The organism is Pseudoflavonifractor sp. MCC625, from assembly GCF_018784545.1.
GTDB classification, from domain to species: Bacteria; Bacillota; Clostridia; order Oscillospirales; family Oscillospiraceae; genus Pseudoflavonifractor_A; species Pseudoflavonifractor_A gallinarum.
Genome location: NZ_WQOJ01000032.1, coordinates 1 through 21,005, shown reverse-complemented (window position 1 = coordinate 21,005; position 21,005 = coordinate 1). Strand labels below are relative to the sequence as shown.

The 21,005-nt window shown below is 63.5% G+C and carries 15 protein-coding genes and 2 pseudogenes; 12 read left to right on the top strand and 5 right to left on the bottom strand.

What is annotated here, in order from left to right; translation table 11 throughout:
- Nucleotides 1-3 precede the first annotated feature (3 nt).
- The 12 genes and pseudogenes from GPK94_RS10700 (at nucleotide 4) to GPK94_RS16100 (ending at nucleotide 16,207) form a co-directional block, all read left to right on the top strand.
- Entirely contained in the window at nucleotides 4-1,311 is a 1,308-nt protein-coding gene (locus GPK94_RS10700; protein ID WP_186962877.1) for a S1C family serine protease, read from the top strand.
- A 187-nt stretch (nucleotides 1,312-1,498) separates the two neighbouring features.
- On the top strand, nucleotides 1,499-2,653 hold the full coding sequence (locus GPK94_RS10695) for an amidohydrolase (RefSeq protein WP_193536316.1): 1,155 nt from the start codon (nucleotides 1,499-1,501) through the stop codon (nucleotides 2,651-2,653).
- A gap of 29 nt (nucleotides 2,654-2,682) precedes the next feature.
- Nucleotides 2,683-3,525: a fumarate hydratase gene (locus tag GPK94_RS10690; protein ID WP_101693648.1), complete on the top strand. Its 843-nt coding sequence runs from the start codon at nucleotides 2,683-2,685 to the stop codon at nucleotides 3,523-3,525.
- Between the two features lie 146 nt (nucleotides 3,526-3,671).
- The gene (gene raiA, locus GPK94_RS10685) at nucleotides 3,672-4,214 is read left to right on the top strand and encodes a ribosome-associated translation inhibitor RaiA (protein WP_101693647.1); all 543 of its coding nucleotides are present in this window, start codon (nucleotides 3,672-3,674) and stop codon (nucleotides 4,212-4,214) included.
- A 277-nt stretch (nucleotides 4,215-4,491) separates the two neighbouring features.
- Nucleotides 4,492-5,226, top strand: coding sequence for an ABC transporter ATP-binding protein (locus GPK94_RS10680; RefSeq protein ID WP_328821014.1), 735 nt, complete (start codon nucleotides 4,492-4,494; stop codon nucleotides 5,224-5,226).
- Nucleotides 5,216-7,678, top strand: a complete 2,463-nt coding sequence (locus GPK94_RS10675) for a hypothetical protein (protein WP_215655768.1) — start codon at nucleotides 5,216-5,218, stop codon at nucleotides 7,676-7,678. Before GPK94_RS10680 ends, GPK94_RS10675 begins: the two co-directional genes overlap by 11 nt.
- Nucleotides 7,675-9,012: an ABC transporter permease gene (locus tag GPK94_RS10670; protein WP_215655767.1), complete on the top strand. Its 1,338-nt coding sequence runs from the start codon at nucleotides 7,675-7,677 to the stop codon at nucleotides 9,010-9,012. The genes GPK94_RS10675 and GPK94_RS10670 overlap by 4 nt, the downstream gene beginning before the upstream one ends.
- Nucleotides 9,013-9,271: 259 nt before the next feature.
- On the top strand, nucleotides 9,272-12,520 hold the full coding sequence (locus GPK94_RS10665; RefSeq protein WP_215655766.1) for an MBG domain-containing protein: 3,249 nt from the start codon (nucleotides 9,272-9,274) through the stop codon (nucleotides 12,518-12,520).
- Nucleotides 12,521-12,622: 102 nt separating this feature from the next.
- Nucleotides 12,623-13,696, top strand: coding sequence for an S-layer homology domain-containing protein (locus tag GPK94_RS10660; RefSeq protein ID WP_346728019.1), 1,074 nt, complete (start codon nucleotides 12,623-12,625; stop codon nucleotides 13,694-13,696).
- Nucleotides 13,697-13,874: 178 nt separating this feature from the next.
- The gene (locus GPK94_RS10655; protein ID WP_215655765.1) at nucleotides 13,875-14,408 is read left to right on the top strand and encodes a helix-turn-helix domain-containing protein; all 534 of its coding nucleotides are present in this window, start codon (nucleotides 13,875-13,877) and stop codon (nucleotides 14,406-14,408) included.
- Nucleotides 14,398-15,642 (top strand): annotated as a pseudogene (locus GPK94_RS16105) (DnaB-like helicase C-terminal domain-containing protein); the annotation flags it as partial. The gene GPK94_RS10655 and the pseudogene GPK94_RS16105, both read left to right, overlap by 11 nt.
- A 49-nt stretch (nucleotides 15,643-15,691) precedes the next feature.
- Nucleotides 15,692-16,207, top strand: coding sequence for an N-acetylmuramoyl-L-alanine amidase (locus GPK94_RS16100; protein WP_346728029.1), 516 nt, complete (start codon nucleotides 15,692-15,694; stop codon nucleotides 16,205-16,207).
- Nucleotides 16,208-16,753: 546 nt separating this feature from the next.
- Here the strand turns inward: GPK94_RS16100 and GPK94_RS10645 are convergent.
- From GPK94_RS10645 to GPK94_RS16280, 5 genes and pseudogenes are all read right to left on the bottom strand, one after another.
- Complete coding sequence (locus GPK94_RS10645) at nucleotides 16,754-17,644, bottom strand: Bro-N domain-containing protein (RefSeq protein ID WP_215655763.1); 891 nt, start codon at nucleotides 17,642-17,644, stop codon at nucleotides 16,754-16,756.
- 10 nt (nucleotides 17,645-17,654) lie between these two features.
- A complete protein-coding gene (locus tag GPK94_RS10640; protein ID WP_215655762.1) occupies nucleotides 17,655-18,110 on the bottom strand; it encodes a low molecular weight protein-tyrosine-phosphatase in 456 nt (151 codons plus the stop codon).
- Nucleotides 18,111-18,680: 570 nt separating this feature from the next.
- The gene (locus tag GPK94_RS10630; protein ID WP_215655761.1) at nucleotides 18,681-19,424 is read right to left on the bottom strand and encodes a metallophosphoesterase family protein; all 744 of its coding nucleotides are present in this window, start codon (nucleotides 19,422-19,424) and stop codon (nucleotides 18,681-18,683) included.
- A 5-nt stretch (nucleotides 19,425-19,429) separates the two neighbouring features.
- Entirely contained in the window at nucleotides 19,430-20,134 is a 705-nt protein-coding gene (locus GPK94_RS16285; RefSeq protein ID WP_256447366.1) for a zinc ribbon domain-containing protein, read from the bottom strand.
- A pseudogene (locus GPK94_RS16280) lies at nucleotides 20,135-20,959 on the bottom strand (recombinase family protein); the annotation flags it as partial.
- Between the last annotated feature and the right edge of the window lie 46 nt (nucleotides 20,960-21,005).

Sequence of the window (21,005 nt, the reverse complement as noted above, 5' to 3'; positions counted from 1 at the left end):
TGCATGCACAACTATTATTTTGACCGGCCCGACCTGGCCGGGGAGGAGCTTCCCCTCCCCGCCGGAGGGGAGGAGGGCTACCGTTTTCGCCCGGCGGATGGGGAGATGCCGCCCCTCCCGCCCCGCAGGCCACCCAAATACCCCCGGCGCCCCAACCGGATCCGGCGGCGGGCCGTATGGGTGCTGTGCCTCTTTCTGGTGGTGCTGCTGGGGGGGAGCGGGGCGCTCCTGGCCCTGGGGATGAACGGCCTGCTCCCCTGGAGCGGCACGGCCGATCCCCCCGATTACGTCTACTCCCTGCCCGAGGAGGAGCCGGAGTACCCCACCACGGTGGAGCGGGCCCCTCTGGGGGACGGGACCGTCCTCACCCTCCACGCCGCCCCCGGCGGGGCCGAGCTGAGCGCCGAGGAGATCTATGCGAAAAATTCCCCCTCCATCGTCAGCATTGAGAGCACCCGCCCCGACGGGGTCTCCCAGGGGACGGGGATCGTCTTTTCCCAAGACGGGTACATCCTCACCAACCACCATGTGATCGCCGGTGCCTCCGTGGTGACGGTGAGCCCGCTGGAGGGCTCCAGCCACTACAACGCCCTCCTGGTGGGGAGCGACAGCCAGACCGACCTGGCCGTCCTCAAGGTGGAGGGTCCGACCGACTTCACCCCCGCGGAGTTCGGCGTCTCCGACACCCTCCGGGTGGGGGAGCGGGCCTATGCCATCGGCAACCCCCTGGGGGCCCAGCTCCCGGGCACCATGACCGAGGGGATCATCTCCTTCCTGGACCGCTCCATGTCGGTGGACGGGTATGAGATGGAGCTCATCCAGACCGACGCCGCCCTCAACTCGGGCAACTCCGGCGGTGCCCTGGTCAACCGGTACGGACAGGTCATCGGGGTGACCACCCTCAAGATGATGTCCGACTTCGACACCATCGAGGGCCTGGGCTTCGCCATCCCCTCGGCCACCGTCAAGGCCATTGCCGACGAGCTCATCGCCCAGGGCCATGTGGGGGGACGCCCCACCATCGGCATCACGGCGGGCCCCTCCTACTACTACGTGGAGGAGGGATATGACGGGCCGGAGGGCCTGTATGTGGTGAGCGTGGAGCCCCGCTCCGACGCCTGGGCCAAGGGCCTGCGGGCGGGGGACATCATCCTCAAGACCAACGGACAGCCCACCCCCACCATCGAGGCCCTCAACGCCGTCAAGGAGGAGCTGGGCGTGGGGGACACCCTGGAGCTGGAGTTCTACCGGGACGGGGAGTACCGTACCATAACCGTGGCGCTGGTGGAGCAGTATACCCTCCAGCCGTGAGCAAAAAAGGGGGCGCTCTCCCTGCGGAGAGCGCCCAAAGCATACATAAGAGAGAATGGAATGTGAGCTTATCCCTCGTGATAAGCCCAGACGCGGGATCGGACCAATTGGCCGAGCTGCAAGTATAAGATAACTCAATTTCCTGAAAATGTCAAATGGAACATTTGTAGAAAGAGGTCGAACACCAATGCTGATCTATAACGGAGTGGTTCATCCCATGGACGGACCGGTCATTCCCCACGGTTATGTGCGCATGGAGGGGGGTATCCTTCAGGAGGTGGGTCCCATGGAGGTCTGTCCCGCCGTGGAGCAGGGAGACCTGGACGCCGCGGGGGGCCACATTATCCCCGGCTTTGTGGACGCCCACTGCCATCTGGGGCTCTTCGGCAACGCCGTGGGCTTTGAGGCCGACGACGGGAACGAGTCCACCGACCCCTGCACCCCCCATCTGCGGGCCATCGACGCCATCAATGTGCTGGACCGCTGCTTTGAGGAGGCCCGTGCGGGGGGCGTGACCACCGTGCTCACCGGCCCGGGCAGCGCCAACCCCATCGCCGGGCAGTTCGCCGCCATCAAGACCAATGGACGCTGGGTGGACGAGGCGGTGGTCCTGGCCCCGGCCGCCATGAAATTCGCTCTGGGCGAAAACCCCAAGACGGTGTACAATGAGCGCAAGGAGACCCCGGTCACCCGCATGGCCACCGCCGCCATCATCCGGGAAAACCTCTCCAAGGCCCTGGAGTACCGGGACAAGCAGGAGAAGGCCGCCCTGGACCCCGATCTGGACGGGCCCGACCTGGACGTGAAGCTGGAGGCCCTGGGGGCCGTGGTCACCGGGACCCTGCCCGCCCACTTCCACGCCCACCGGGCCGACGACATCGCCACCGCCGTGCGCATCGCCCGGGAGTTCGGCCTGCGCTTTGTGATCGTCCACGGCACCGAGGGCTATCAGGTGGCCGATCTGCTGGCCGAGGCCGGGGTGGGGGTCATCACCGGCCCCTGCCTGGGGGACCGCTGCAAACCGGAGCTGGCCGGCCACACCCTGGAGAACCCGGTGCTGCTGGCCAAGGCGGGGGTCAAGGTGGCCATCTGCACCGACCACCCGGAGACCCCGGTGCAGTACCTGCCCCTGTGCGCCGCCATGGCGGTGCGGGCGGGCATGGCGGAGGAGGAGGCCCTGGCCTGCATCACCCGCAACGCCGCCGAGCTGGGGGGCGTGGGGGACCGGGTGGGCACCCTCACCCCGGGCAAGGACGCCGACGTGGTGGTCACCAGCGCCCATCCGCTGGACTGGAAGAGCCGGGTGGAGCACGTGTTCATCCAGGGCGTGCCCGTGAAATAAGAACAAGAGACAAAAAGGGGAGAGCCGTTATGAGAGACATCAGCTGTGAGGAGATCACCCGCACCGTGCGGGATCTGTGCATCCAGGCCAACTGCCACCTGCCCGTGGACGTGCAGGAGGCCATCGTGAAGGCGGAGGGGAGCGAGCGCTCCCCGGTAGGGAAGGCCATCCTGGGCGACCTGGAGGAGAACTTCCGCTTCGCCGACGCCCGGGAGCTGCCCATCTGCCAGGACACCGGCATGGCCGTGGTCTTTGTGGAGCTGGGGCAGGAGGTCCACATCACCGGGGGCCTCCTCTCCGACGCGGTGAACGCGGGGGTGGCCCAGGGCTATGTGGAGGGACACCTGCGCTGCTCGGTGGTGGGGGACCCCCTGCGCCGGGTGAACACCAACAACAATACCCCCGCCATAATCCACCTGACGCTGGTGGAGGGGGACCGGCTCTCCATCACCGTGGCCCCCAAGGGCTTCGGCAGCGAGAACATGACCGCCCTGCGGATGCTCAAGCCCTCGGTGGGCCCGGAGGCGGTGGTGGACTTCATCGTGGAGGCCGTGTCCAACGCCGGGAGCAATCCCTGTCCCCCCATCGTGGTGGGCGTGGGCGTGGGCGGCACCTCCGAGATGGCCACCCTGCTGGCCAAGCGGGCCCTCCTGCGCCCGGTGGACCAGCACAATGAGGACCCCTTCTACGCCGATCTGGAGGCCAAGGCCCTGGCCCGCATCAACGCCCTGGGCATCGGTCCCCAGGGTCTGGGCGGCACCACCACCGCGCTGTCGGTGTGCATCCTCCACTACGGAACCCACATCGCCGGTCTGCCCTGCGCGGTGAACATCGGGTGCCATGTCACCCGTCACGCCAGCGCCGTCTTGTAAAAAACCCTGAAAACAGGGTGGAAATTTTTTGCGGATGTGGTATAATTGTGACAAGGAAATCGCTGGGCGGTTTCTCCATACGGGTCCCATGACCCGTGGGCAACGACAAAAGCCCTCTCATCCAGAGGGCGGAAGGAGCTGACACTATGAAGTTCGTGTTTACTGACAAGAAGGTTAACCTCCCCAACAAGGTGCATGCCTATGCCGAGAAGAAAGTGGGCAAGCTGGACCGCTATTTCAAGGCGGACGCGGAGGCTTCCATTGTCTTTAGTGTTGAAAAAGACCGCAACAACGTGGAACTGACGGTCCGCTCCGGCGGCACCATCATCCGCGTGGCGGAGAGTACGTCCGATATGTTCGCCACCATCGACGCCGCGGTGGCCTCGGTGGAGCGGCAGCTGCGCAAGAACAAGGCCCGCCTGGAAAAGCGCCTGCGCCAGGACGCCTTTGTCCGCTCGGTGGAGGAGGAGATCTCCTCCTTCGTGCCCGAGGTGGAGGAGGATGAGTTCCGCATCGTCCGCACCAAGAAGTTCCCCATCAAGCCCATGACGGTGGAAGAGGCGGTGCTCCAGATGAACCTGGTGGACCACACCTTCTTCGCCTTCAAGGACGTGGACAACGACGGCGCCTTCTCCGTGGTGTATAAGCGCAACGACGGCGGCTACGGCCTGATCGAAGACGCCGAATAACCGAAATTTGACCCTTTGCCAAACCATTACAAGGCCCCCCGGGAGCAATTCCCGGGGGGCCTTTTTGCATGTGCGGATGCGGGTTTGCTGGTAAAAGCCTCGCAGAGTTCCGCCGCCCGCATGCAGCGGCCTGCTTCCCCCTCGAAAAAATGCTTGCATTTTTGAGAAGCGTGTCGAAGCAGTTCGACACGCGGAATCTTTCCAAATCTTAAACCTGGGCAAAGGGTGTGTAAAGACGGGGACGGTAAAATAAGCCTCGGAAAGGGGGGAGCGTCCTGTGAACGGACCTGACCTGCGCGGCCGCCCCGTCATCGAGGTGAAGGACCTCCGCAAGGAGTATCCCATCGGCGATGAGACGGTAGTGGCCCTGAAACGCATCAACCTGCACGTCATGCGGGGGGAGATCTGCTGCATCTTCGGCACCTCCGGCTCGGGGAAGAGCACCCTGCTCAACCAGCTGGCCGGCATGGAGAAGCCTACCCGGGGAGAGGTGCGCATCGGCGGCGTGCCCATCTCCCGCCTGAGCGAGCGGCAGCTGGCCTCCTTCCGGCAGCAGCACCTGGGCTTCGTGTTCCAGTCCTACAACCTGCTGCCCAACCTGACCGCCACCGAGAACGTGGCCATGCCGCTCATGTTCCGGGGAGTCCCCCGGGCCGAGCGGGAGGCGGCGGCCCGGAAGCTGCTGTGCCGGGTGGGGCTCTCCCACCGGCTGGACCACTTCCCGGGGCAGATGTCGGGCGGCCAGCAGCAGCGGGCGGGCATCGCCCGGGCCTTCATCGCCCGGCCCGACGTGGTCTTTGCCGACGAGCCCACCGGAAACCTGGACTCCAAGACCACCGCCGAGATCATGGAGATGATCTGCGCCTTTGCCCGCCGCTACCACCAGACCATCATCCTGGTCACCCACGACCCGGAGATGGCCGCCTACGCCGACCGCATCGTCACCCTCATCGACGGGGAGATCGTGGGCAACCAAGTCAACCAGAAGGAGAAGAGTCAATATGAAGCGTAATCCATTCCGCCGGGGCGGGGCCCTCCTGCTCCTCCTGGCGCTGCTGCTGGGCGTGCTGCCCGCCGCGGCCGCCGCCGAGGGGGGCACCCTCTATGTGACAGGCTACACCGTCCAGGACTCCGCCGGGCGCACCGCCGCCCGGGTCACCAAGGGCGACACCGTCAACATCGCCGTCACCGTCAAGGACACCGGGGACGGCACCGGCGCCGGCGACCCCGCCGCCCTGGACATCACCAAGCTGGAGGACAGCTTCACCGGCGGGAGCGTCAACGTCCGCCGGGTCTCCGAGGACGGAGCCCCCCTGCGCTACGAGATCCTCCTGACGGGCGTCACCTACAAGGGCGTGGGGCAGAGCCTGCGCCTCCAGGTGGGCACCGCCGGACAGGCCGACTCCTACCAGACCATGGAGGTGACCGTCACCGAGGCCGTGGTCTACGAGGCCCCCGAGCGGGCGCCCGAGATCCCCTCCACCCCGGACGCCGCCCCCGTCCCCCTGGTGACGGTCTCCCGCAATGAGCTGAAGCAGCCCATCCAGGCCGGGCAGGAGGCGGAGCTCACCATCACCTTCCGCAACCTGAGCAACGCCCGGCTGAAATCCCCCGTGGCCGTCTTCACCCCCACCGAGGGCCTGGAGATCCTGGGGGGGAGCAACTCCTTCCCACTGGACGAGATCGCCGGGAAGAAGAGCGCCACCGTCAAGCTCCGGATCAAGGCGGCCAGCGTCATCCAGAGCCCCGCCCAGTCCCTGGGGGTGGAGCTGCGCTTCAACTACCACAACAACATCTCCCTGGTCCAGGGGAGCATCACCGACAAGATCAGCATCCCCGCCCTGGGCCGGGAGAGCGTGCCCCAGCCACCGGTGCTGGTCACCCGCTCCCCCCTGGAAAAGCCCGTGGCCCCCGGGGAGACGAGGGAGGTGACCATCTCTTTCCAGAACAGCGGCACCACCAAGCTGGTGGGGGCGGTGGCATCGGTCACCGCCAGCGAGTCACTGATGCTCCTCAACGACACCACCACCTTCCTCCTGGGGGACATCGCGCCGGGCAAGACCGGGAGCATCACCGTCCGCTTCCAGGCCGCCCGGGACATGAACTCGGCCAACCAGTCCCTGAGCACCGAGCTCAAGTTCGGCTACGACAACGGCGGCATGCTCACCCAGGCCACCGCCTCCGACAAGGTGGGCATCCCCGCCGTGCCCCGGGAGAGCGTGGCCCAGCCCCTGGTGATCCTCACCCGCTCGGCCGCCCCCAAGCCCCTGGCCGCCGGGGAGAGCCGCAGCGTGGAGCTCTCCTTCCGCAACGCGGGGACCACCAAGGTGGTCTCCCCCATGGTGACGGTGACCCCCTCGGACGCCATCCTGCTTTTGAACGACGCCTCCTCCTTCCTCCTGCCCGACCTGGAGCCGGGGAAGAGCGCCTCCCTCACCCTGCGCATCCAGGGGGCGGCCGAGATCGGCTCGGCCAACCAGTCCCTGAGCACCGAGCTGAAATACAGCTACCACAACGGGGAGACCATGGCCCAGGCCACCGCCTCCGACCGCATCAACCTCACCGCCGTCCCTACCGGGAAGGGGGACAGCCCCCAGCCCAACGTGGTCATCCGCTCCTTCTCCTACGGGGAGGGGTCGGTGGCCTCGGGGAGCTCCTTCCCCCTCTCCTTCACCTTTGAGAACACCGGGCGGCTGGGGATCGAAAACCTGGTGGTCACCGTGGAGGGCGGGGAGAGCTTCGCCATGAACGGCAGCACCAACACCTTCTACTACCCCGCCCTGGGCGCCGGGGAGAGCCAGACCCGGGAGGTCCCCATGCGGGCCGTCCCCACCGGCAAGAGCGGCGCCCAGAGCGTCTCCATCGGCTTCAAGTACGAGTATGTGGACGGGGCCAAGCGGGCCCAGGCCACCTCGGACATCAAGGTCTCCATCCCCCTCTACCAGCCCGACCGCCTCCAGATCAACGCCCCCACCCTGCCCGAGACCGCCACCGAGGGGGAGGAGCTGGAGCTCACTCTGGCCTATGTGAACAAGGGCAAGGACGACATCGCCAACGTGGAGGCCACCGTGGTGGGCGAGGGGGTGACCACCCCCGCCCGGACCCAGTACCTGGGCAACCTCAGCGCCGGGAGCAGCGGGGCCATCGGCTTTGCCGTCACCCCCGAGAAGGCCGGGCCCCTCTCCCTGGTCCTCCGGGTCACCTATGAGAACGCCGACCAGCAGCTCCAGACCCGGGAATTCCCCGTGGAGCTCCAGGTGGAGGAGTTCGTCCCCTCTGAGGACCCGGCCCCCGGAGCGGGGGAGGAGGAGGGACAGCCCTTCCCCTGGCCCCTGGTCCTGGGCGGCAGCGGCGGCGGACTGGTGCTCCTCCTGGCCCTCCTCCGGTGGAAGAAGGGCCGCGCCAAGCCCCAGACCGAGGAGGGCGGGGACTGGACCTCCTGGGAGGAGGAGAGTGAGCCTTGAGACGCAAGGACCTGATGCGCATGTGCCTGCAAAACCTGCTGCGGCGGAAATCCCGCACCCTTCTGACGGTGCTGGGGGTGTTCATCGGCTGCTGCTCCATCGTCATCATGGTCTCCCTGGGCATCGGCATGAAGGAGGCCCAGGAGAGCCTGCTGGCCCAGATGGGGGACCTGACCATCATCACGGTCAACGCCCCCCAGGGGGGCAAGGGCAAGACCAAGCTGGACGAGGCCCTGGTCAAGCGCCTGCGCAGTCTGGGGGGCGTGGAGGCCGTCACCCCCAAGCAGAGCCTGGAGGCCGACCGCATCCGCCTTCTGGCGGGCACGGGCAACCGGTACATCGCCGAGTGGACCACCGTGGCCGGGGTGGACATGGACACCCTGGAGCCCCTGGGCTTCCGCCTCACCCAGGGGGCAACCGCCCACCGGAGCGGGGAGGTCATGGCGGGGGAGTACCTGGCCTATAACTTCAAGGACACCCTGCGCCCCGAGGGGCGGAACATGGTGGACCGCTGGGGCGGGGAGCTGGACGAGAACGGACAGCTCACGGAGTTTCCGCCCCCCTACCTGGACCCCATGAAGGGGAAGATGACCCTGGAGATCGAGCACGACGGGGGCAAGTACACCTTCCCCATCACGGTGGCCGGGGTGACCAAGGAGGACTACGCCAAGGGGAGCGAGACCTCCGACGGGCTGATGATGAGCCTGTCCGACCTGCGGGGCATCTGGGACAAGATCCAGCGGGGGAAGAAGAAGGCCCTCCCCTACACCTCGGTGCTGGTGAAGGTCACGGGCATCGACCAGGTGGAGCCGGTGGAGCAGGAGATCAAGGCCATGGGCTACAACACCGAGTCCATGGAGAGCATCCGCAAGCCAATGGAGCAGGAGGCCCGGCAGAAGCAGATGATGCTGGGCGGCCTGGGGGCCATCTCCCTCTTCGTGGCCGCCCTGGGCATCACCAACACCATGATCATGTCCATCTCCGAGCGCACCCGGGAGATCGGCATCATGAAGTCCCTGGGCTGCTATGTCACCGACATCCGGGTGATGTTCCTGGCCGAGGCGGGGGCCATCGGCCTGATCGGCGGGGTGGTGGGCTGCGTGAGCAGCGGGATCATCTCCCTGATCGTGAACCTGGTCTCCCTGGGGCCGTCGGTGGAGAACCTGCTCCCCGCCCTGCTGGGGGGCGAGGGGGTGCGGCGGCTGTCGGTGATCCCCCTGTGGCTGCCGGTGTTCGGCATCTTCTTCTCGGTGCTCATCGGCCTGGCCTCCGGGTACTATCCCGCCAACAAGGCGGTGCAGATCCCGGCGCTGGAGGCCATCAAAAGCGAATAGGATCTCCCTCTCACGGGGCTCTCCGCACACAGGGCGGGGGGCCCCGTTTTGGCGCGGAGCAGGGGGGTTGACCGAAATGACAAAGCGCAAAACACTATGCAGCCAGGATATTGTATCTTGTGACAAAATGGGATAGAGTTATCCCAGAAAGGTTTCCTTAATTTGACTTTCGTTCGGGAAACACAGGAGAGGAGTGGTATTTGACCCTGTTTTTCATTGCGCGGATACCCAAAATCAGAAGAAGGAGTGATACAAGATCATGACCAGAATCAAGCGCCTGCTGTCCTCGCTGGTGGCGTGCTGCATGGTGCTGATGCTTCTGCCGGTCTCGGCGCTGGCGGCCAATACGGCCAACCGGGACAACTTTATCACGGACTTCCAGAAGATGGACCACAGCGGCTGGACCGCCGTGTCCACAGCGGAGGACCTGAAGAACATCAGCAGCGATCTGAGCGGCGCCTACTACCTGACCGGGGACATCGATCTCTCCGGGGAGGAGTGGGTCCCCCTCGGCAGCCAGAGCAAGCCCTTTACCGGCACGCTGGACGGCTGCGGGTATGTGATCCGCAATCTGACCATCACCGGGCGGAACGGACGAAACGACTTCGGTCTGTTCGGCGCGGCCAGAAATGCCCAGATCTTTGACCTGGGCCTGGAGAACGTGAACATCAAGGTGGACAGCGACTCCCAGGGCAGCACCACCGCCTCCAACGTGGGTGGCCTGGTGGGCTATGCCACCAGCACCGCCGGAGGGGCCACGGTCCTCATGAACTGCTATGTGACCGGCACGGTCTCCTTCAATTCCTCCGGCGAGTCGGCCGGCTACGTGGGCGGCCTGGTGGGCCGGGCCGAGACCAACCGCTACAGCAGCACCTACGGCAGCAGCGTGATGGTGTCGGCCTCCTACAACCGGGCCAAGGTGACGGGCAGCGGATACAGCTGCGCCGTGGACGCCGGCGGCCTGGTGGGCTATGCCCACTCCAAGGACGAGTACGGCCGCCTGGGGATGCAGTACTGCTTCAACACCGGCGCCGTGACCGCCTATGCCTCCACCGCCTACACCACGGCCGGCGGCCTGGTGGGCAGCAATTATTCCAGCAGCTCCATCCATGTCTGCTACAACGCCGGCGACATCTTCGCCACCGGCGGACAGGGGATGGGCGGCATGTACCGCTCCTCCTTCCTGGCCGGCGGCCTGGTGGGTGACAACGGCAATGCCGTGCTCATCCACGGCTCCTACAACTACGGCGATGTGACGGCCGAGAATACCGACTCCACCAACGACTGCGACGTGGTCGCCGGCGGCCTGGTGGGCCAGGGCAACTACCAGACCGGCGTGGAGCAGAGCTACAACGCCGGTGAGGTCAGCGCCGAGGGCAACTACGGCGCCGCCCGGGCGGGCGGTCTGGCCGGCCTCATCCACGCCATTCGGGAGGACTACAACCTGCGCAGCGGCGCCTACTTCACCGACAGCTTCGTCCTGTCCGACTCGGTGGCGGTCTACGGCCGCGCCGACGTGAGCAAGGCCGCCCTGGTCTACACCACCGACGCCGAGCCCGGCAAGTGGGTGGACAACGGCTTCGGCAACATCTGGCAGGAGGGCACCAAGGACATCGTCACCAAGAACACTGCCCTGGCCGTGGACGACATCAGCGGCAACGCCGAGGACAACGCCAAGGGCGGCAAGATCACCCGCGCCCAGGCCAGCCAGTGGAGCACCTACGCCGCCGAGGGCTGGACCAGCGATTATTGGCAGTCCGTGAGCGATTGCCCCTATCCCCAGCTCTTCTTCCAGAACGAGACTCTGGGCTACACCGGCGGCGCCGTGCGGGGCGAGCTGGGCGGCACCGTCACCATCGACAACCCCGCGCCCCGGATGGGCGACACCCTCACCGCCGTGACCACCGGCCTCACGGTGACCCCGGACGAGGCCGAGATGGGCACCCTCTCCTACCAGTGGATGCGCTCCGGATCGGCCATCTCCGGCGCGGTGGGCGCCTCCTACCAGCTCACCGCCCAGGACGTGGGCCACACCATTCGCGTGGCGGTGCAGGCCTCCAACTGCACCGGCACCGTGACCTCCGACCCCACCGCCAGCGTGGGCAAGGGGATCTACTCCGGCACCGCCCAGCTGACCCAGAACATCCGGGTGGGCGAGACCGGCGGCTCGGTGGACGTGAACCTGAACCGCCTGGTGCCCGACGCCCTCAACCCCAGCTATACCTATGTGGGCATGACCGACACCGACGGCATCCTGAGCGGGGAGCCCGTCATCTCCGGCTCCACCATGACCGTGACCTACAACCCGGTCTATGAGGTGGACAAGACGGCCTCCATCGACCTGAAGATCGCCTCCGACACCTACGAGGAGATCAACGCCGTGGTGACCATCCGCTCGGCCAACAAGGACGTGCTCCCCGAGGGGGCCATCCTGTGCGACGACGTGAGCGTCCCCTACAACGGTGAGAGCCAGGGCGTGGGCCCGGCCAGCGTCACCGGCGAGTATACCGGCGGGGAGTTCACCTTCACCTACCAGTATCAGGGCCAGGGCTATGACAGCATGACGCCTCCCACCGACGTGGGTACCTACACCGTCACCATCACCGCCGAGAATGACGACTACCTGGGTACCGCCACCGCCGCCCTGACCATCACCCCCAAGGCCCTGAGCGCCGAGATGGCGTCGGTCTCCCGGGTGACCTATGACGGCCAGGGCCACACCCCCGCCCTCCTCGTGGAGGACGGCGGCAGCACCCTGGTGCAGGATCGGGACTACACCGCCGCCCTCACCGAGCGCACCGCCGCGGGCACCTACCCCGTGGAGATCACCGGTATGGGCAACTACACCGGCACCATCACCGTGGACTTTGTGATCGAGCCCAAGGACATCGCGGGCGCCGCCGTGACCCTGCCCCAGGACGGCTTCGTCTACACCGGCAGCCCCGTGGAGCCTGAGGTCACCTCCGTGACCGTGGACGGCCTCACCCTGAGCCAGGGCGATTACACCGTAAGCTACACCAACAACACCGCCGTGGGCGTGGGCACCGTGACCGTCACCGGTCAGGGCAACTTCACCGGCACGGCGGAGAAGGACTTCGTCATCACCGAGTCCGACTACTACTTCTCCATCACCGCCCCCAAGACCATGGTGGTGGGCCAGAACGCCTCCGCCTCCGCCGCCCTGGTGGGCCTGGAGAGCGCCCCTGCCTATGACCACGCCCTCATCCAGATCACGGTGGAGGGTCCCGAGGGGGCCAAGCCCCAGATCCTGGCCACCGACACCACCGGTCAGGAGCACAACCTGGCCGAGGTGGGCCAGTGGGGCCCCGACGGCGGCTTCCATGTGGAGGCCGGCTACCGGGCCGACACCCCCCTGAAGCTGGTCTTTGATCAGCCGGGCACCTACAAGGCCACCTTCCAGCTGGTGGACCTGGACCAGGACCGCGCGGTGCTGGGCGGCGGGTCCTTCCAGATCACGGTGGGCCACGCCTACACCTTTGACATCTAGGCCCCCGACACCCTGCGTCCCAACCAGAGCGGCCAGGGCAGCGCCACCCTGAAGGGCGATCCCAACGCCCCCGCCTATGCCCACGCCCTCATTCAGATCGCGGTGGAGGCCCCCGAGGGGGCCAAGCCCCAGATCCTGGCCACCGACGAGACCGGCAAGGAGTACAACCTGGCCGAGGTGGGCCAGTGGGGCCCCGACGGCGGCTTCCCGGTGAGCGCCAATTACAGCGCCAAGACCGACCTGAAGCTGGTCTTTGACCAGAAGGGCACCTACAAGGCCACCTTCCAGCTGGTGGATCTGGACTCCGGCAAGGTCATCGGCGCCGGGGAGAAGACCATCGAGGTCCGCAATCCCAGCTCGGGCGGCTCCTCCAGCACCTACGCCATCAAGGTGGAGGAGAGCGAGCACGGCAAGGTGACCAGCAGCAGCACCTGGGCCTCCCAGGGCGCCACGGTGACCCTGACCGTCCAGCCCGACGAGGGCTATGTGCTGGACACCCTCACCGTCACCGACCGGGACGGGGAGGAGCGCAAGCTCACCGAGAAGAGCGAGAACAAGTACACCTTCACCATGCCCGACACCTCCGTCACCGTGGAGGCCACCTTTGTGGAGGAGGGCGCGGTGACCCTGCCCTTCACCGACGTGAAGGAGGGCGACTGGTACTATGAGGCCGTGTGCTACACCTATGAGCACCACATGATGACGGGCACCAGCGACACCCAGTTTGCCCCCGCCGCCAACCTCACCCGCGGCATGATCGCCCAGGTCCTCTACAACCTGGAGGAGAAGCCCGCCGCGGCCGGCACCTCCTTCGTGGATGTCCCCGCCGACGCCTGGTATGCCAAGGCGGTCAACTGGGCGGCCTCCGCCGGCATCGTGGACGGCTACGGCAGCGGCAAGTTCGGCCCCGAGGACCCGGTCACCCGGGAGCAGATGGCCGTCATCCTCTACCGCTACGCCCAGTACAAGGACTACGACGTCACCGCCACCGCCGACCTGAGCGCCTTTGCCGACCGGGACAAGATCTCCGGCTGGGCTGAGCACGCCATGTCCTGGGCGGTGGGCGACGGTCTCCTGAACGGCAAGACCGCCACCATCCTGGATCCCACCGGCACCGCCACCCGGGCGGAGGTGGCCCAGATCCTCATGAACTTCGCGGAGAACACGGCGAAATAAACCGCACGTTCCTCTCTCCACCTTTCTACCCTTTGCAGGCCGACGGGCGCTCTGTTTCGGAGCGCCCGTCGGTCTTTTTTTACGGAAACTTGTCTTTCAAAAATATCTTGACAAGATACTAGAACGGGTGTATGATATCCTATAAGGAGATTATAGAACATTAGTACGAGGATATGCCATGGAACAGAGGAGACAGAGTGCATCGGACTGGGTCCGGATCCCGGCCGCCCTCCGGTATGACCGGCGGCTGTCCGCCAAGGCCAAGCTGCTGTACGGGGAGATCGAGGCCCTCGCCTGCCGGACGGGGTACTGCCACGCCCACAACGGCTATTTCTGCGCCCGCCTGGGGATGAGCGACCGGACCGTCACCCGGCTGCTGGCCGAGCTGACCCGGGAGGGATACCTGCGCCTGGAGGTGCGCCGGGGGCCGGACCGGCAGGTGTTGGAGCGGCGGATCTTCCCCGGCCGGGCGGGGGAAGAGCGGGTACCCCCTCCCGACAGAAATGACGGGACCCCTCCTGACAAAATTGACGGGACCCCTCCCGACAAAAATGGCGGAGAGAGTAAGTCAAGAAAAGAGAATATACCCCCTAAAGTCCCCCAGGAGGGGGACGGTGTGTTCCACAGGAGCGGGAGGCGGAGGACGCGGGGGGCGCGCAGGTATCACCTGGAGCTGATCGACGGGGAGGAGGTAGTGGTCTATGATGACTGACGGCCTGGAGGCCGAACAGGCGGTGGTGGGCTCCATCCTGCTGGACGGGCAGTGCCTGCCGGTGGTGGAGGGGCTGCTCCGGCCGGAGGACTTCGTGCTGGAGGCCGACCGGGCCATCTACCGCACGGCGGTGGCCCTGGCCCGGGCCAACCGGCCGGTGGACCCCCTGACCATCCTGGAGGAGGCCCGGACCCGGCACGCCGACGTGAGCCGGGAATACCTGATGCAGCTCATGGAGATCACCCCCACCGCCGCCAATGTGGAGCTCTACGCCAGGCAGGTGCGGGAGCAGTCGGTCCGCCGGGCCATCCGGAGCCTGGGGGAGGAGCTCCAGCGGCGGGTGGACGGGCACGATGAGACCGCCGCCATCCTGGCCCAGGCCGGGCGGCGGGTGGAGGAGCTCCAGACCGAGGGCGTGGGCGGGGACCTGCTGGCCCCGGAGGAGTCCCTCCTGGCCTTCTTCGACCACCGGGGGAAGGTGGACGCCGGGACGGCCTGCCGCTTCGTGCCCACCGGCTTCCGGGACATCGACCTGCTGCTGGGGGGCGGGATGCTGGCGGGGGGCATGTACATCCTGGCGGCCCGGCCGGGCATGGGCAAGACCACGGTGGCCCTCAACATCGCCGACCGGGTGGCCGAGCGGAGCGGGCCGGTCCTCTTCGTGTCCCTGGAGATGGACGAGGAGCAGCTCACGGCCAAGCGCCTGAGCCGCCTGGCCGGCATTCCGGGCAGCCGCCTGCTCATGGACCAGCTCACCGAGGAGGAGTATCAGAAGCTGGCCCAGGCCAGCGCCAAGCTCAGCCGCCTGCCCCTGCACATCAACCGCAGCCCCTCGGTCACGGTGGACGACATCGCCCTCCTGGCCCGGCAGGTGAAGGACCTCCGGCTCCTGGTGGTGGACTACATCGGAAAGATCTCCCCCGGCCGGGAGGGGCGGCGGAAGGACCGCATCGAGTACATGACCGAGATCTCGGGGGCCCTCAAGACCCTGGCCCGGACCCTGCGCATCCCGGCCCTGGTGCTCTGCCAGCTCAACCGCCAGACCGAGGGCCAGCGGGACCGGGTGCCCCAGCTCTCCCACCTGCGGGACACCGGGGCCATCGAGCAGGACGCCGACGGGGTGCTCTTCCTCTACCGGGCGGACTACTACGACCGGCACAGGCCCGGCGGCTTTGCCCCCTCCCCGCTGGAGATCATCGTGGCCAAGAACCGCCACGGCGGGACGGGGACGTGCGAGATGGCGGCCTGCCTGGCCCTGAGCAAGCTCCACCCGGTGAGCAACGATCCCCGGCGGGCCTGGCAGAGGGCCTGCGCGGCGGAGGGAGGGGGGAGGAAGGAGCATAGACGACCACGCCATCGTCCAGCATCTTCCGGACGGGGAAACGGCCTACCACGCCGGGGACGGGGCCAAGGGCCCCGGCAATGCCCAGAGCATCGGCATGGAGCTCTGTGTGGACGCGGGCGGGGACTGGGAAAAGGCCAAACAGAACGCGGCTGCCCTGGTGCGCCTCCTGAGGGCGGAGCACGGCATCCCCCTGGAGCGGGTGGTGCAGCACCACCACTGGAACGGCAAGGACTGCCCCCATACCATCCGGCACACCTCCGGCGGCTGGGAGGAATTCCTGGGGCTGTGCGAGGGGGGCGGGGCCCCGGCCGCCGATCTGGACGCCGATGTGGAGGCGCTGGCCCAGGCCGGGATCGTGAAGAGCCCGGACTACTGGAAGAGCGGCGGCGGCTACGCAGACGCCAACGTGGTGTGCCTTATTCACGCCATGGCGGCGTATGTGAGGGGGAAGTGACCCGGCGGGGAGAGGAAACAGGGGTAAGATTTCGTGTAACTGTTTTTGTATCTTTTGAAAGCAATTGAGACAGCTGTTTTGAGTCGATATTTTCCCTGGACTGTTGCAGCTCCAGGACTTTTTAATAGAAAGTATGAGCGGCTTTGAGGACACGCAACCACGGGGCCCCGCACAGCGGGGCGGCGCTTTTGCGCCGTACAAGCGTTTTGGGCCTTTGGTCCAAAACCTTGGCGCAGGGGCAATTCATTTGCCCCGAGCATTTTAAGTAAAAGGGTGGAGGCGGCTTTCAGCCGCCGAAACCCAAAAAGAAGGACACGCCGAAGCGTGTCCTTCTTTTTGGTGACCCGTCGGGGATTCTACCCGCGGGCTAAAAAACCTGCCGCCGGCAGCTTTTTTGCGGCCTGCGGGCCGCCGCCCTGTTCGAATCCAGACGTTCAGAGCAGAAAAAAACATCTCCACACGGAGATGTTTTTTTCTGTGATAACCCAACACTTTAGATATTTCGAACCCCCGAGTTAAAATTTCAGGTTTTTGATATATCACGTTTTACTGCTGGCTTTCACTGGAATCGTCATCGTTATCTGCGACAACGCCCTCCAGTAAATTCGTTACAACCTGATTGAGTTGAGCAGCATTCTTGGATATAATCACCGGCACACCGGTGCGTTCTTCGGCGGCTTTTCGGGCAATTCCGGCGACTTCGCCACCCTCGCGGGCTATTGCCATGTTTTCAGAAAAAGTGGTAGGCGCTTTCTGCTTGGAGATTTCCGTGGTAGTCGCCTCCGCCAGCATATTCAACACCAGTTCCAGTGTAGTCATATTATCACGAAGATTCTCTTTTTTCAAGCCTTTGAGATTCTTATACTGCCGCGTGGACATTCCAGACCATGCGCGGGAAATCTCATCGGTAAGGATGGCGTACTCAACGCCCTTTTGTACTCCACGGGCATCCCATTCGTCCGTCAACTCTTTGCGTACCTGAATCGCCTGGAGCCGCTGATTGATCCATTCGCGGGTATAGCCTTTCTTGAGGTATGTTTCCAACGCCCGCTCAATGGTCAATTCCGGATCGATGGTTTCTTCAATACGCTCACGGCCTATCTGTGCCAGCCAAAGCTTAAAAGGTTCAGCCTTGGGTGACGGGATGGACTGGATGATGCGAAGAAGCTGTTCGGTATCAGCAACATCAGTCTTGTAACGCTTGCCGTCCGCGGAGAGCATTTTCAGTTGACTACAATTTGTAGGCAACTCACTTCCTTCTTTTTTCAGCCGCGTTTTCATAACGCTCCAATATTTTGCCGCGCGGCGCTGGTCTGGCTGGTCGGTCAGCACAGCCACCACATCAACGATAGAAAAATACCATTCTTCCTTTTCTTCGTCCCATGCGGTACGAATACGCTTGTCCTCGAACAGTTGAATCTTATCATCATGCGCCATTATGCACACCTCATTTCTCTGTAAGTTCTTTCAACAATCCCTGACACCCGGCCAGCACATCCTGCCAGGTGGTCTCGAAGTCTCCGGTGTACCACGGGTCGGCCACATCGCCGGGGCGGTCTGTATGCTCCATCAGGAGGGACATCTTGTCGGAGAAATCGCCGCCGCAGATGCGGTACATATTCCGCAGGTTGGCCTGATCCATGCCGATGAGCAGGTCGTATTCTTCGTAGTCCTGATTGGTGAGCTGCCGGGCCGCATGACCCTCGCAGGAGATCCCATGCCCCGCCAGCTTGCGCCGTGCGGGAGGGTAAACAGGGCTGCCGATCTCCTCCCGACTGGTAGCCGCGGATTCGATGTGGAATTGGGATTCCAGGCCAGCCTTTTTCACCAAGTCCTTCATTACGAACTCGGCCATCGGGCTGCGGCAGATATTGCCGTGACACACAAAAAGCAACTTTTTCACGCTGATTGCACTCCAAAGCTTCATTATTATTTTTATTATAACAGCATTCCTCTGTTTGGTCGAGAGGAATTTGCAGATGTGCCGCAGAAGCCAGAAATTCCAGCAGTTCGGCTTTGGTGGGATCGCAGCGGAGTGCCTCATCAACATACCATGCTCTAACCTCTGCGCTCAACTCCGCTTCCATGATAATTATATTCTGCGTCCAGTTCAGACGGAGTGCCTTGGTAAGTAGTTCAGGAGCATCACCATACAGACGATAGAAGTCCCGCATACGGCGCACGTTGCGCGGGGAGAAGCCAGCCATATCGGGATACTGCTCATTCAGATAACTTGCCGCTGCCACTGCCGCACCCTTTTCGGTACGGGTACAAATGGCCTTGCCGATCTCACAGTACAGCTCCATCTGCGGCATATTCATGCTGATCGCCAGATCCAACGCGGCGAACATGGTGCTGTAGTCGATTTCTTTCCGAATATTCATGGCTTCTCCTTTCCGGTGCGAGGCACCTTGTTATCGTTCAAAGCAGAGAAAAACACGGCAAGCTGCCATGCTTTTCTCTGCTTTGAATCTTATATGATTTGAACGATCTGTTCCCAAAGGAGGACATACCGTTCCTCGATGTTTTTGTTGTCGTGATAGTGGGCGAACAGCCAGTAGTGAAACTTTGCTTTCCGCCTGACTGTTTCCAGGAAGGTCGTGAGTCGGTCGAAGGTATAGTCTGGATTCAGCTTTTTTACCACTCTGTTGGGAGCACAGTGGGTAATGATATAGTCCACCGCCCAACCGATCCTCTCCAGATTATTCTGTGCTTCCGCATACTCCTCATCCGAAGGCAGTTCCTCTTTCCACCATGTACGGTGGTCAACACGGAATCGGCAGCGCATTCGCCGCATGAACCAGTATTGTTCCTCGAAGTCCTCGGCGTGCGGATTTAAGATACCATCCTCAATGTCGTGGGAAGAGGCACCGCCCATGGTGAAGAAGGTGTACCCCTCGATTTCAAACACCTGACCTCGGAGGAGATGAATTACATGGGGCCGGATAAACTGTACCTTGCCGCCGTGCCACTCCTCAACAGGAAGTCTTTTCAGGAGGTCGAAGTTTTCGTGGTTGCCGGACACAAACAGTACAGTAAACGGCAGGCTCTCCAGCCAATCCAGTGTTTGCTGTTCCTTCTTGCTGCCATCCCACACACCGCCAAAGTCACCACAGATGATGACATAGTCGCTCTTTGTCATGTTCTCCTGTTCAGGAAAGTTCTCCGCATGGAAGCGAAGGAAGTTTCCGTGGGTATCGCCGGTTGCAAAGACCATGTTTCTCACTCCATTCTTTGATTGATTTCCGCACCGCCTTTTAAGGTCACGATGATCTCGTTTTTAGACACCACCTTGACCGTTTCCACCATCTGTCGAATGATGCTTTCGTCCCATTCGGTAATGTTGAGCGTGTCACGATCCAACAGCTCTACGGCATCTGCGATCCTCTGGTGGATCTCGGCGTTACTTTTGTTCTCCGTAAGGATCGCGGTGCGCTTTTCTTTTAGGAAGGTCTGCTCGTCCAGTATCTCCTTGAACTGCCCACTGTAGGCGGCAGGATCGTTGGTGGCTTTCTCCAGAAGCTTTTGGAACTGCACTTCCAACTCGGCCAGTCTACGGTCGATATCGCCCAGACTTAATCCCCCGCCGGGGAATGGGATGACTTCGGCTTTCAGAGACCCTGTGATCTGCCGAATCAGAGTTTCCTTTGATGCCATCATGGTGGCGATTGCAGCGAGGATTGCCTGCTGGAGCGGTGCTTCGTCCAGCGTAGGCGAACTGTGGCAGTATTTCTTTCCGTAGTCCAGGCGGCTCACACAGCGCCACACGATGCGTTTTTCACCTTTCTGTGTCCACGTGCATCTGCGGTAGAGCGTTCCGCACTCGCCACAGACGAGCCGTTCAGAGAGGGCGTATTTACTGGCGTAGGATGTAAGACCTGTGGGAGCTTTCTGCGAGGGGCTTCTGGCCGCACTTCGCCGCGCCATCTCAGTTTGCACCTTGTTAAACTTATCGCGGTCGATGATGCCTTCGTGGTGGTTTTCAATGAGGTACATGGGGAGCTGTCCCGTGTTCTTGATGGTCTTTCGGCTGATGAAGTCCTGGCGGAAGGTCTTTTGCATCAGAACATCGCCGCAGTATTTTTCGTTTTGCAGGATGCTTCGGATACGGGTGATGGACCACTCCGGCGAGTCCTCGAAGCAGGGGATCTGCTCTGCTTCCAGTTCTTCTTTCAGCATTCGCAGACTGGCGCCGCCCAGATAGTGGTCGTAGATTCTTCGGATGATCGCGGCCTGTTCCGGGATGATCTCCGGCTTGCCATCTTCACCCTTGCGGTAGCCATAGAGCTTTTTATACTGGATACTTGCTTTGCCAGCTTCCATGGCACGTCGTTTGCCCCATGTGACATTGGCAGAGATTGACTCGCTCTCAGATTGTGCGAAGGCACCGGAGAGGGTGATGCGAAGCTCGCTATCCTCCTCCAGAGAGTTGATGTTCTCTTTTTCGAAGACTACGGCGATGCCCAAGGCTTTGAGAGTGCGGGTGTAGTAGAGGCAGTCCACCGTGTTTCGTGCGAAGCGGGAGACGGACTTGGTCAGTATCATGTCTATCTTGTGCTGACGGCAATGCTTGATCATCCGCATAAAATCTTCACGCTTTTTTGCGGAGGTGCCGGTGATGCCTTTATCCGCGAAGATGCCGCCCATCGTCCAATCAGGGTTGGCCATGATCTTGTCGGTGTAGTATTCTCTCTGCACCTCATAGCTGTTGGCCTGATGAGACCGCAGAAAATTCTGTGTAATCGACGTTCCTCGACAGTATGAAAATCTTCGACTGAGTCAAGAATGAGATCAAACA

Excerpts from the sequence above, each read along its gene's own strand:
- GPK94_RS10700 (WP_186962877.1), top strand. The coding sequence starts at position 4 with ATGCACAACTATTATTTTGACCGGCCCGACCTGGCCGGGGAGGAGCTT.
- GPK94_RS10695 (WP_193536316.1), top strand. The coding sequence starts at position 1,499 with ATGCTGATCTATAACGGAGTGGTTCATCCCATGGACGGACCGGTCATT.
- GPK94_RS10690 (WP_101693648.1), top strand. The coding sequence starts at position 2,683 with ATGAGAGACATCAGCTGTGAGGAGATCACCCGCACCGTGCGGGATCTG.
- raiA (WP_101693647.1), top strand. The coding sequence starts at position 3,672 with ATGAAGTTCGTGTTTACTGACAAGAAGGTTAACCTCCCCAACAAGGTG.
- GPK94_RS10675 (WP_215655768.1), top strand. The coding sequence starts at position 5,216 with ATGAAGCGTAATCCATTCCGCCGGGGCGGGGCCCTCCTGCTCCTCCTG.
- GPK94_RS10665 (WP_215655766.1), top strand. The coding sequence starts at position 9,272 with ATGACCAGAATCAAGCGCCTGCTGTCCTCGCTGGTGGCGTGCTGCATG.
- GPK94_RS10655 (WP_215655765.1), top strand. The coding sequence starts at position 13,875 with ATGGAACAGAGGAGACAGAGTGCATCGGACTGGGTCCGGATCCCGGCC.
- GPK94_RS10645 (WP_215655763.1), bottom strand. The coding sequence starts at position 17,644 with ATGGCGCATGATGATAAGATTCAACTGTTCGAGGACAAGCGTATTCGT.
- GPK94_RS10630 (WP_215655761.1), bottom strand. The coding sequence starts at position 19,424 with ATGGTCTTTGCAACCGGCGATACCCACGGAAACTTCCTTCGCTTCCAT.
- GPK94_RS16285 (WP_256447366.1), bottom strand. The coding sequence starts at position 20,134 with ATGGCGCGGCGAAGTGCGGCCAGAAGCCCCTCGCAGAAAGCTCCCACA.